This is a genomic window from Clostridium sp. SHJSY1, assembly GCF_031626875.1.
Classification (GTDB): Bacteria; Bacillota; Clostridia; order Clostridiales; family Clostridiaceae; genus Clostridium.
Map to the genome: position 1 here is coordinate 1 of NZ_JANDMF010000058.1, position 12,480 is coordinate 12,480.

General features: G+C 29.1%; 14 protein-coding genes. 10 read left to right on the forward strand and 4 right to left on the reverse strand.

Going from position 1 to position 12,480, the window contains the following annotated elements:
- Window positions 1-103 precede the first annotated feature (103 nt).
- From NNC19_RS20180 to NNC19_RS20190, 3 genes are read right to left on the reverse strand one after another with little or no spacing between them, the layout of a single operon-like run.
- Window positions 104-760 (reverse strand): DUF1292 domain-containing protein, encoded by a 657-nt coding sequence (locus NNC19_RS20180; protein ID WP_310940499.1) that lies wholly within the window; start codon window positions 758-760, stop codon window positions 104-106.
- Between the two features lie 10 nt (window positions 761-770).
- Complete coding sequence (locus NNC19_RS20185) at window positions 771-1,424, reverse strand: PspA/IM30 family protein (RefSeq protein ID WP_310940500.1); 654 nt, start codon at window positions 1,422-1,424, stop codon at window positions 771-773.
- Between the two features lie 23 nt (window positions 1,425-1,447).
- Complete coding sequence (locus tag NNC19_RS20190; RefSeq protein ID WP_310940501.1) at window positions 1,448-1,933, reverse strand: hypothetical protein; 486 nt, start codon at window positions 1,931-1,933, stop codon at window positions 1,448-1,450.
- Between the two features lie 189 nt (window positions 1,934-2,122).
- Here NNC19_RS20190 and rpsA point away from each other — a divergent pair, with 189 nt between their 5' ends.
- Entirely contained in the window at window positions 2,123-3,271 is a 1,149-nt protein-coding gene (rpsA, locus tag NNC19_RS20195) for a 30S ribosomal protein S1 (protein WP_310940502.1), read from the forward strand.
- Window positions 3,272-3,354: 83 nt separating this feature from the next.
- On the opposite strand, the gene pyk is transcribed toward rpsA, so the two are convergent.
- A complete protein-coding gene (gene pyk / locus NNC19_RS20200; RefSeq protein ID WP_310940503.1) occupies window positions 3,355-4,773 on the reverse strand; it encodes a pyruvate kinase in 1,419 nt (472 codons plus the stop codon).
- Between the two features lie 172 nt (window positions 4,774-4,945).
- On the opposite strand from pyk, the gene NNC19_RS20205 reads away from it, so the two are divergent.
- The 9 genes from NNC19_RS20205 to mreD all read left to right on the forward strand — a co-directional run bounded on the left by NNC19_RS20205 (window position 4,946) and on the right by mreD (window position 12,480).
- Complete coding sequence (locus NNC19_RS20205; protein WP_310940504.1) at window positions 4,946-6,406, forward strand: aminoacyl-histidine dipeptidase; 1,461 nt, start codon at window positions 4,946-4,948, stop codon at window positions 6,404-6,406.
- A 186-nt stretch (window positions 6,407-6,592) separates the two neighbouring features.
- Window positions 6,593-7,090, forward strand: coding sequence for a GNAT family N-acetyltransferase (locus tag NNC19_RS20210; RefSeq protein ID WP_310940505.1), 498 nt, complete (start codon window positions 6,593-6,595; stop codon window positions 7,088-7,090).
- A 105-nt stretch (window positions 7,091-7,195) separates the two neighbouring features.
- Window positions 7,196-7,708, forward strand: a complete 513-nt coding sequence (locus tag NNC19_RS20215; RefSeq protein WP_310940506.1) for a C40 family peptidase — start codon at window positions 7,196-7,198, stop codon at window positions 7,706-7,708.
- Window positions 7,709-7,938: 230 nt separating this feature from the next.
- Entirely contained in the window at window positions 7,939-8,607 is a 669-nt protein-coding gene (locus NNC19_RS20220; protein WP_310940507.1) for a hypothetical protein, read from the forward strand.
- Between the two features lie 196 nt (window positions 8,608-8,803).
- Window positions 8,804-9,373 carry a Maf-like protein gene (locus NNC19_RS20225; protein WP_310940508.1) on the forward strand — a complete coding sequence of 190 codons (570 nt, stop codon included), beginning with the start codon at window positions 8,804-8,806 and terminating at the stop codon, window positions 9,371-9,373.
- A 33-nt stretch (window positions 9,374-9,406) separates the two neighbouring features.
- Window positions 9,407-10,093: a DNA repair protein RadC gene (gene radC / locus NNC19_RS20230; RefSeq protein WP_310940509.1), complete on the forward strand. Its 687-nt coding sequence runs from the start codon at window positions 9,407-9,409 to the stop codon at window positions 10,091-10,093.
- 20 nt (window positions 10,094-10,113) lie between these two features.
- Entirely contained in the window at window positions 10,114-11,127 is a 1,014-nt protein-coding gene (locus tag NNC19_RS20235; protein ID WP_310940510.1) for a rod shape-determining protein, read from the forward strand.
- Between the two features lie 6 nt (window positions 11,128-11,133).
- Window positions 11,134-11,979: a rod shape-determining protein MreC gene (gene mreC, locus NNC19_RS20240; protein ID WP_310940511.1), complete on the forward strand. Its 846-nt coding sequence runs from the start codon at window positions 11,134-11,136 to the stop codon at window positions 11,977-11,979.
- Between the two features lie 9 nt (window positions 11,980-11,988).
- Complete coding sequence (gene mreD / locus NNC19_RS20245) at window positions 11,989-12,480, forward strand: rod shape-determining protein MreD (protein ID WP_310940512.1); 492 nt, start codon at window positions 11,989-11,991, stop codon at window positions 12,478-12,480.

The following is a 12,480-nucleotide window of genomic DNA, read 5'->3' on the forward strand; positions in this document are numbered from 1 at the left end:
ATTTATATGTTTTTATAAAGTAAAGACAAAAGAGATATTTTCAGGAATGAAAATATCTCTTTTGTCAACGGTCTGAGTTGGCTAAAAATTAGCCAACTTTTTTTTAATAATCTAACTGTTGATAAGCTTGAACGACTGAGTCAAATTCCTCAGGATTTCTAATTTCACCAAAATCATCAGCTTTAATTCCTGGATAGTAATATAAAATTAATTTTTCTTCATTGTTATACATATTTTCAAGTAAAATGTATAATTTTTGAATTTCACAATTTTCTACGACAGCAAGAACTTTGTATTTATCAGATCTACCAGTATCATTATTAGTAAGATCTAAATTAAAGTCTTTGTAGATTCGTACATTAAATATATCCTTATCACAAGATTTAATTGCTGAATCTTCTTTACATGATGCACAGCCTTTAAATTTACATTCAAAAGTACAATTTAGACACTGACATTTAGAACAATTTTTTAATTGCTTAAGTGTAGAATTATTATCTTTTTTAAATCTTTTTGCATCATTTACTTTTGTATCATCCTTGAAAATATTAAGGGAAAATTTTTTCTTTGAATCTATTGAAGCGTAATTAAGTTTATTAATATACTCTTTCAAAATATCAATTTTCACATAATATCTTCTTCGTTTTAAATCTCTTTCATCAACAAAAGGTGATACTTCACTTATAGCATAAGTTATATCGGTAAATACCTTACCCCAGGATTCTTTCTCTTGGTTTATAAAATCTATATCTTTTGACATAATATACCTACTATTGTTGTGATTTATATTTTTGTAATTCTAAATCTAAATCTACATCATCAAGCTTAGCAAATTCGCTTTCAAAATCATCTACTTCTCTAAGGTCACCTAAACCTTGGGCCATAGATTCTTCTTTAGCAATTTTTCTTTCTATATTATCTATTTGAATTGAGTTAGTTTTAGTCTTAACATCAGCTAATACTTCATTTACCTTTTTAGCAGCTTGAGCACTTGAATATCTAGCAGCAGCTTCGTCTCTATAACTTCTAGTTTTTTCAATTTCCTCTTGAAGTGCTTTAAGATTTTTCTTTATAGTTTCAGCTTGAACTTTTGAAGTTTCATAAGTAGCCTTTAAAGTGCTATATTTTTTATCACTTTCAACCTTTTTAGCTAATGCTCTCTTAGCTAATTCTTCATTTCCTTTTGCCATAGCTAATTTAACTTTTTGATCAAAATCTGCAGATTCCTTTTGAGCTAATGCCATTTTCTTTTCTACAGCATGAACATTACCTAAAATTTGTGCAGAATTCAATTTAGCTTTATTTAATTGTTCTTCCATATCTCTAACTTTTTGATCTAATAATTCAATTGGATTTTCCACTTCATCTAATGTATTGTTAACTTTTGCTCTCACCATATTTGACATTCTTGAAAAAATTCCCATAATTGTTAACCTCCTAAGATTATCTATTTTCTTTTTTTCTTTTTATACTTTTTATAAATTTTTACTATAACAACAATAATTATAATAAGCATTATTAGTGATATTAGTGAAGATAGTATAGATGAACCACCGCCACCCCCTATGAAAATTGGAACAGGGAACCAGGAGCTTCTATAACTACTTCCTCCACGATAACTTCCACTACTTGAGCTACTACTTTTGTCGCTTGAACTAGAAGAACTTTTATCTGTAGAAGAATATGAACCTGATTTAAAATCACTGCTAGTAGAATTACTACTCTTCTTTGAAGAAGAAAAACCACCAGAAGAAAAACCGCTGCTGCTTTTACTACTTGAAGAACTTCCACTAGACTTAGCTTGTACTATATAAGTACTATTAATCTGGTTCTGTGGTAGTAGTATTGGATTCCCAATAATATTTGAAATAGTAAATATTAATGACAAAGATAAAGTAAGAAATAATTTTTTTGCTACTTTTTTTATAACCATCACCTCCCCAGATCAATTAATAATATATATTTATAGTATATTATACAACAAAAAAAAAAGTAGTGAAGAGGTATTTTATAACTTTTCGAAATCTTAATTATATTGTAAGGTTTAAATCCAATACTTGTATAAAAAGTATCATTCGTATAAAATTAAAGGTAAGTTTAGTTAAGATTGGAGTGGAGCTTTATGTCAAATGAGAATGTAAATGGTAATATGGGAGACTTTTTAGCAGATTATGATGTTAAGAGGATAAGGTCAGGTGAAATATTAAAAGGAAGAGTAATAGATGTAAATGAAAAAGAAGTTACAGTAAATATAAATTATGCCTTTGATGGAGTTATAACTAAGGAAGAATTAACTAATGATGATGAAAATCCTATGGATGTAGTAAAAAAAGATGATGAATTAGATGTATATGTTGTATCCCCTAATGATGGAGAAGGGTATGTTTTATTATCTAGAGTTAGAGCTTTAGAAGTTACAGAAAAAGATGATTTAAAGAATGCTTTTAAAAGTGAAGGAATAATTTTAGTAAAGGTTAAGGAATCGGTAAAAGGTGGAGTAGTTGCATACTATGGAAACACTAGAGTATTTATACCAGGTTCTCAATTAAGTAGGGAAAGAGTAGAACTAGATTCAGTTGTAGGGAAGATTTTAGAAGTAAAATTAATAGAATTAGATTTAAGAAACAGAAAAATAGTAGCTTCAAGAAGAGTAATAGAAGAAGAAATGTATAAAGAAAATAAAAAGAAGGCATGGGCAAATGTTAAGTCTGGAGAAAAGAGAACTGGTGTTGTAACTAGAGTTGTTAAATTTGGAGCTTTTGTAGATATAGGTGGAGTAGAAGGCTTAATTCACTTGAATGATTTATCCTGGGAAAGAGTTCATAGAGCAGAAGATGTAGTAAGTGTAGGAGATAAAGTTGAAGTTTTTGTAGGTGAAATAGACAGACAAAAAGAGAGAGTAGCTTTAATACTTAAAGATGTTGAAAAAGAACCTTGGAAAGTTCATGGTGATTCAATAAGAGATGGAGAAATTTTTGAAGGAACAGTTACAAGATTAGCTGCATTTGGAGCTTTTGTAGAAGTTTTACCTGGAGTTGAAGGGCTTGTACATATAAGTGAGATTACAGATGAAAATATAACAAAGCCTGGAGATGTACTTAAGATAGGACAAAAAGTTAAGGTTAAAGTATTAAATATAGATAAGGAAACTAAAAAATTAAGTTTAAGTATAAAAGATGCAGATGAAAAGAGCAAAGAGTATTTGCAATATAATGATAATGAAGAAGGAATATCATTAGGAGAATTATTTAAAGATTTTAAGTTTGAATAATAAAGTAATCCATCTAAAATATTTTTATTTTAGATGGATTATAATTTTTATGTAAAATATTTTATTCATGGAAAAACTTTTTATTAAAGTTTTTCTATTTTCATCATATTAGTTCCACCAGTATGAGTAGTTGGCATTCCCGCAGCAACAATTATATCATCACCTTTTTTGGCAACATTTAAATCATATACTGTTTTCTTAGCTTCTACTAAAATATCATCAGTATTATTAAACATTTCACATCTAGAAGGTAAAACTCCAAAAGTTAAGGCTAAAGCTCTTCTAACTTCTTCATATGGAGTTATAGCTATAATAGGAGATTTTGGTCTATACTTAGATAATAGTCTTGCTGTAGAGCCACTCTTTGTAGCAGCAACAATTGCTTTAGCATTTAATCCTGAAGCTGTTCTACATGTTGAATAACTTATAGCATCTGCATAGTCAGTTAATGAAGATTCAGCTAAATGTTTAGAAAGATGATTATAATCTAAGTTAGCTTCAGCTTCTTGAGCTATTCTAGCCATAGTTTCAGCAGCTTCTTTTGGGAAACTACCAGAAGCACTTTCACCAGAAAGCATTATAGCATCAGTTCCATCAAAGATTGCGTTACAGATATCAGACGCTTCAGCTCTAGTTGGCATAGAATTTCTAATCATAGAGTCTAGCATTTGAGTAGCAGTAATTACTGTTTTACCAGCTTTCTTACATTTTCTTATAATCATCTTTTGAATTATTGGAACTTTTTCTATAGGAATTTCTACTCCCATATCACCTCTTGCAACCATAACACAATCAGTTACATCAATAATAGAGTCAATATTATCAACACCTTCTTGGTTTTCGATTTTAGCAATTACTTGAATATTTTCTCCACCAAATTTTTTTAGAACTCTCTTTACTTCTAATATATCACTGGCTTTTCTAATAAAAGATGCAGCTATATAATCTACTCCTGTTTGACATCCAAATTCTATATCAGTTATATCTTTTTCAGTGATTGAAGGTAATTTAATTTTTACATTAGGAACATTAACACCTTTATGGTTCTTTATCATTCCACCAACTTTTACCTTGCACTTAATTTCTTTATCAATAACTTGAAGTATCTCAAATTTCAATAAACCATCATCAACTAAGATTGTGCCACCAGCTTCAACATCTTTGTATAAAACATCATATGAAATTGAACATTTTTCAGCATCTCCTAGTATTTCTTCACCGCATATAAATGAGAATTCTTGCCCTTTAACAAGCTCAACACCATCATTTATAAAATTATGTGTTCTAATTTTTGGACCTTTAATATCAAGGATAATGGCAGTTGGAGAATCCATCTCTTCTCTAATCTTTTTTATTAGGTCAATCTTCTCTTTATGCGTCTCATGGGTTCCGTGGGAAAAATTTAACCTTGCAGCACTCATTCCAATGTTAATGAATTTTCTAAGCATTTTTTCATTATCACTTGCTGGACCAATTGTAAAAATCATTTTTGTTTTTTGCATATAAGTAACCTCCTAAAATTGAATTATGATTAGTCACATAAATATTATTTACATAAGTTTTTTTAAAAATAGTGGATTATTAAAAAAATTTAAATAATGGTTTACAATATGATATACTTAGACTAATCTTAAGTATAATATTAACACATTATGGACGAAAAGGAGAAAAAAAATGAAGAAATTAGAAAATTCTAAAGCAGCTTTAGTATTTAAGTATTTTGAGGAAATATCTAAAGTGCCTAGAGGATCAAAAAATGAAAAAAAAATAAGTGATTACTTATTAAATTTTGCAAAAGAACTTGGATTAGAAGTTACACAAGATGAAGCTTTAAATATAATTATAAAAAAACCAGCATCAAAAGGATATGAAAATGCACCAATAGTAATATTACAAGGTCACATGGACATGGTTTGTGAAAAGAATAAAGGAACAGAACATGACTTTGAAAATGATCCAATAAAACTTGTAGTAAAAGATGATTATATATATGCAGATGGTACAACTCTTGGAGCAGATAATGGTATAGCTGTTGCTTATGCTATGGCAATACTTGCAGATGACACTATAGACCATCCAGCGATAGAAGTTCTGTTAACTACAGATGAGGAAACTGGAATGACAGGAGCACAAGCACTTTCAAAAGAATCTGTAGAAGGAAAAATTCTTATAAATTTAGATAGTGAAGAAGAAGGATATCTTTTAGTTAGCTGTGCAGGTGGAATTAGAACAAAATCAGCTATAAAAGTTGAAACAGAGCCTTTAAATGGAGAAAAGTTATTTAATGTAGTAGTTAAAGGATTAAAGGGGGGGCATTCAGGGTCTGATATTCATTTAGGTAGAGGAAATGCTAATAAGTTAATAGGTAGAACACTTAATGAACTTTCAAATGATTTAGAATTTAATTTAGTTTCAATTAACGGAGGAGCAAAAGATAATGCTATTCCTAGAGAAGCAGATGCTGTTATTGCCATAGATGAAAGTAAAAAAGAAGCTGTAATAGCTAAAATAGAAGAGTTAAATGATTTATTTAAAAAGGAATTACAAGGAAAAGATGATGTTGTTAAAGTAGTTGTAGAAGAATTTAATGAAGATATAAAAGAAAAGTTTTCAAAAGAATCTACAAAGAAAGTTGTAAGTCTTTTGTATGTATATCCAAATGGGGTAAATACTATGAGTGCTAATATAGATGGGTTAGTTGAAAGCTCATCAAATGTTGGAGTTGTAGTTACAAATGGAAAAGAAGTAGAGTTCCATAGTGCTGTTAGAAGCTCAGTTAAAACATTAAAAGATGATCAAGTTAGTAAGATAAAGGTTTTAACAGAAGCTATTGGAGGAGAATTTGAAGAATCTGCCCCTTATCCAGCTTGGGAATATAATAATGAATCTAAAATAAGAGAATTATGTAAAGATGTGTATAAGAAGATGTATGGTAAAGATGCAGTAGTTTATGCACTTCATGCAGGGGTTGAATGTGGATTATTTGAAGAAAAGCTAGGAAAATTGGATATGATAAGCTTTGGCCCAGATATAAGAGATGCACATACTCCAGAAGAACATTTATCTATAAGTTCTACTGAAAGAGTGTGGGAATACTTATTAGAAATATTAAAAGAAATAAATAAGAATTATTAAGGAACAAGGGATGGAGTTTTAAACCATCCCTTATTTTGATATAAGGGTATGAAGGGAAAAACAAATATTTATAGAATACTTATAATATGGTAATTTGAATGTTAAATTTATTAATAATAATTGTTAACCATAAATTTATATTTTGAATTGAAAATATGTATGTTTGCCTATAAAGGAGAGTTTTTTATGATTTGCGTTGATTTTAAGTATGAAGACTATACATTTGAAAGTGTAGAGGAAGATGATTTAGAGTATCTTGGAAAATGGATAAAAGAAAATAATGAAGAAGATAGAACCTGTTATTCTTTAGACCCTCAAGTATTCTATAGGAGATATTTAGAATATTATGTAGCTGATGATGAATGCTTTGTAAAAGTTATAAAAGAGAAAAAACTTATTGCTGTTTTTAAGGGTAGACTTGAAAAGAAAAATGAACTATTTATATGGTTATTTATTATAGATAAAAAATTAAGAAATAAAGGAGAAGGTTCTATCATTATTAACAGGGTAATAGATTATTTTAAAGAAAAATACTTTGTAGATGTAGTTAGAACTGGAGTTGTTGAAAGTAATATTAAGGGGTTATCTTTTTGGAATAGTCTTGGTTTTGATGTTTCTAGAATTGCAAAAAACTTTTTTGATGGAACCAATAATGATAGAAATCTTGTGATAATGAATAAATAAATTAAATTGGATTTTAAATTTTATATTTAAAATTGTATAAAAACATTAATAATGAGGCAAATTGTCATGTGATAGGTTAATTTTCAAAAGAGGAGAGAAATATCAATGAAATCAAATTATCACATGATTGTCAAACTTATAGTTAGTATATTTATTTGGATTGGAGTTGTAAATATTAATTCTGTTTATGTATATGGAGATGAAAGCCTTAATCAACAGAATATAAATGATGAGCAAACAGTTAGTGTATCAAATGGATACACACAAGAAATTGTTAATTATGCACATAACTTTATAGGAAGACCTTATGTGTTTGGAGCAACTGGACCAAATTCATTTGATTGTTCTGGATTTACTAGTTATGTGTATAAGCATTTTGGGATGAATATACCTCGTACCTCAGGAGAACAATTTAATGTAGGAAAACCAATTCAAAAATCAGAGCTTAAAAATGGAGATTTAATCTTTTTCAATACTTATACTAAGATTGGGCATGTAGGGATTTATATAGGAAATGGTGATTTTATTCATGCTGCATCAAGTGGTAGTGTTAAGGTTAATTCTTTGAATGAAGGTTATTATACAACCAACTATGCTGGTGCTAGAAGAGTAGTTTAATAATAGAAAATGGAAAAATAAAAATCTTATATTTTTTGAATTTTAAAAGCACACAAAAGCAGAATTTAGCTGCTTTTATGTGCTTTTATTTTTAATAAATTTTCAATTCTCTTTTCCTAACTTTCAAATAAAATAAACAATACATAATGAATAACAATGTAAAACTTACCATATATATTATAAGCGGAACTATAAAGTGAAGTTAATCTATAATATTTAGGGGGGAGACTATGAGATACACAAGATATGATTACAAGAAGAAAAAAGGTGAGAATTTTTTTGGCTGGTTGTTATTAATAATTATTATATCACTAGCTTTAGGGATGGGTGTATATAAGTTATTAATAGGAAGTAGTCAAATAGGCAAAAAGGAAAATACTACGCAAGAGGTTGTAAATTCTGTGAATGAGGAAAAGGCTTTCGGAATTATTCAATGTGGTCTATTTTCAAATAAAAACAATGCAGAATCAACATTAAAAACAATTCCAGACGGATATGAAAAGTTCATTGTAGAAGAGAGTGGAAGTTTTAAACTTATGGCAGGAATATATCCATTAACAGATTCTGAAAGTAAAAGCCAAGAATTAACTAAAGGATCTATAAGTAATTTTAGAATGGCATGTAAGCTTGATTCAGCAGAGAACAAAACTGAAGCAGAAATTATTGATGCATATATAAAAGTTATAAATAAGCTTTATGAGAAAGATGTGAAGAGTATTGATACAAAAGAATTTAAAACATGGGTTAAAGATGTTTTAAGTAAAGATACCTCTAATAATGAAGAAATTAAGCAATTGGCAAATAATGTAGAGAGTCTTCCAGATGAATATAAAAAAGAAAATTCAAATGAGTCGTTAGTATTTTTATATAATATATTAATAAAATATAAGCAAAGTTGAATTATTAAAAAAAAATTAAAAAGTGCTTAATTAGTGAAACAGACTTGTTTATAAGCATATTAAATGATAAACTATATAAAGTGTAGAAATAGTGTTCGCTACAAAATATTTATCTTATGGTATAATTTTAATATTTATGGTTAAAATTATAAATAAAGGTAATACTATAGAAGTGTACTTTTAAGGAAGTGATGTTTTGAAAATAATTTTGGCTTCAGCTTCTGAGAGACGACAAGAGCTTTTAAGCAGGCTTGTAGAAAATTTCACAGTGATTGTAAGTGATTTTGATGAAAGTATTGTTGAAAAAACAAGCAATATATCTAAGTATGTAGAGGAAATTGCATTAGGAAAAGCTATGGAGGTAATGAAAAAGGTAATTGAACCTTCAATAATCATAGCTGCAGATACTGTAGTTTCTTTAGAAAATGAAATACTTGGTAAACCTAAAGACGAGCTAGATGCTTACAAAATGCTTAATAGGCTCAGTGATAACACTCACAAAGTATATACTGGAGTAGTATTGATTAACACAGATACTGGAAAAATTCTTAAGGATTCTGTAGAAACTCAGGTACTTTTTTCTAAGTTAACTGAAAATCAGATTAACAGTTATGTAAAAAGTGGAGATCCAATGGATAAAGCAGGAGCATATGGAATTCAAGGAAAAGCAGGTGTTTTTGTTAAAGAGATTAGAGGATGTTATTACAATGTAGTAGGATTACCTTTAAATAAACTTAATGAAATGATTGAAAAATTATTAAGTTAAGGGGGAAGGGCAATTTATTTTTAGGAGTTAAATATGGACAACAATCTAAAAATTATGGAGATTCCCATTAATGAACGACCTGTTGAAAAGTTAATAAACTTTGGTGCTGAAACACTAAATAATCAAGAGTTATTAGCAGTAATACTTAGGTGTGGTACTAGAGGACAAAATATTTTAACTTTGAGTGAAAAAATATTAAGTGAGGTTAATGGGTTAAATGGAATTTTAACTATAACCTATGACGAGATAAAGAAAATCAAAGGTATAAAAACTGTTAAAGCATCTCAAATACTTGCATTGGCAGAACTTTTCAGAAGATTTAATACACTAAAAGCTGATAGTAGAATTACTATAAATTCACCAAAAGACATAGCAGAGATGCTTATGATTGAAATGGCTGATTTAAATCAAGAAGTTTTAAAATTAATAGTATTAAGTACTAAGAATAAAATAATAAAAGTAAAAGACGTATTCAAGGGAACACTTAATTCATCATTAATTCATCCAAGAGAGATATATTGTGAAGCTATTAAAAGTAGTGGAGCGTCAATTATAATATGTCATAATCACCCCTCTGGAGATCCAAATCCCAGTGAGGAGGATATAAATATTACCTTAAGATTAATTGAATGTGGGAAAATAATTGGAATAAATTTATTAGATCATATAATTGTAGGTAATAAAAAATATTTAAGTTTAAAAGAAAAAGGAATCATTTAACTGAAAGGGGATAAAAAACAATGGGTTTTTTCGGAAGTAGCAAGGACATGGGAATAGATTTAGGTACTGCAAATACGCTTGTCTTTGTAAAAGGTAAAGGAATAGTATTAAGAGAGCCTTCAGTAGTAGCCATAAATAGTGTTTCAAAAAAGTGTTTGGCTGTAGGAACAGAAGCTAAACAGATGATAGGTAGAACACCAGGAAATATTATAGCTATTAGACCACTTAAGGATGGAGTTATAGCTGACTTTGATGTAGCTCATACAATGATAAAATCTTTAATAGAAAAGGCAGCGAGTAAGGGATCATTCAAAAGTCCAAGAATTATAGTTTGTTATCCTTCAGGAGTTACTGAGGTTGAAAAAAGAGCGATAGAAGAAGCAACAAAACTTGCAGGAGCAAGAGATGTTGTACTTATGGAAGAACCAATGGCAGCAGCAATTGGATCAGGATTACCAGTAAGTGAACCAACAGGTAGTATGATAGTTGATATCGGTGGGGGTACAACAGAAGTAGCTATAATTTCGCTTGGAGGAATAGTAACTAGTAAATCACTAAGAATTGCTGGAGACGAATTAGACCAATCAATTATAGCTTATATTAAGAAAGAATATAACTTAATGATAGGTGAAAGAACTGCTGAACAAGTTAAAATGGAAATAGGTTCTGCCTATAAAGTAGAAGATGATGAAACTATGAAGGAAATAAAAGGAAGAGACTTGATTACAGGTCTTCCAAAGACTATAGAAGTTTCAGAAGTTCAAATTAGAGAAGCAATTAAAGAACCAGTATACGCAATAATAGAATCAATTAAAACAACTCTAGAAAAGACACCGCCAGAACTTGCTGCGGATATTATGGAAAAAGGAATAATGCTTGCTGGTGGGGGCGCATTATTAAAAGGGTTAGATGTTTTAATAACACGTGAAACTAATATGCCTGTACATATTGCAGAATCACCACTTGACAGTGTTGTACTAGGAGCAGGAAAAGCCCTTGAAGATTTTGATAAGATCAATAGGGAAGAGAGATAATAACAGATGAAGCTCTTCAAGAACAAACTGACAGTTACTGTAATAGTACTGTCAGTTGCATTTTTAGGATTAATTATTTATACTGCAAACAAAGATACAAGTGGAGTACAAGGGGCTGCAGGAACTGCATTAAACCCTATTCAAAAAATTGCGTATAACATAAATAGAGGAGTTAAGAATTCAGTAGATTTCTTTTTGAATTTTTCACAAGTTAAAGAAGAAAACAAAGAGTTAACTAAAGAAAATGAAGATCTTAAGAGTCAGCTATTAGAATATTCACATCTAAAAGAAGAAAATGATAATTTTAGAAGTATATTAGACTTTAAAGAGCAGCATAATAATTATAACTATATTGCAACCAATATTATAAGTTATAGTGGTGGTGGAATTATAGATGGATATACAGTTGATAAAGGTCAAAATGATGGAATAGAAAAGAATATGATTGTAATTTCACCAAAAGGATTAGTTGGGCAAGTATCTAAAGTTGGTCCTAATTGGGCTATAATTCAAGGTATAATAAATGAAAATATTAATGTAGCTGTTAAAGTAGATAATACTAATGATAATGGTGGTATATTAAAAGGATATAAAGATGGCTCAAATAATTATCTAGCAAAGATATCGGATCTTTTACCAGAATCTCAAGTTAAAGAAGGAGACACAATTGTTACTTCAGGATTAGGTGGATTATATCCTAAAGGAATAAAAGTTGGAACTGTTGCTTCAGTAGAAGAGAATAAGAGTAAAGTAATGAAGAATGCAATAGTAAAACCTTCAGTAGATTTTGGTAAGATAGATGAACTATATATAGTAGCTCCTAAAGATAAGAGAGATATAAAATATGATTAGGGGTGAATTATGGCTAAAAGAGTAATTTTAATTATAATGACAATTATATTATTGATATTAGATAATACTTTAGCACCTTTTATAGGAATAAAGGGTGCTTGGCCTAGTCTTTTGTTTATTTTTGCTATTGCTTATTCTATAATTAATGGCAAAAAAGAAGGGGTACTTATTGGTGTTATTAGTGGATTGCTTCAAGATATATTCTTTTATAATTTATTTGGAGTAAATGCATTAATAAATATGTTATGCTGTTTAGCAGCTGGATTTATAGGTGAAGGAATTTGGAGAGATAAGAAGTTAGTACCAGTTATAACTATATTTATTGGAACAATATTAAAGTTTTTAGGAGTGTTTTTAATCTTTGTTGCTTTTGATATCAATATTGATGTTTTTAGAGGAGTGATTACTGCACTTTATAATTCTATAATTATGCTTTTTGCATATAAGACTATCTTAAGGTTTTTTGATAGGGAGGATATGAGAAAAGCTTGGAGGTTCTAA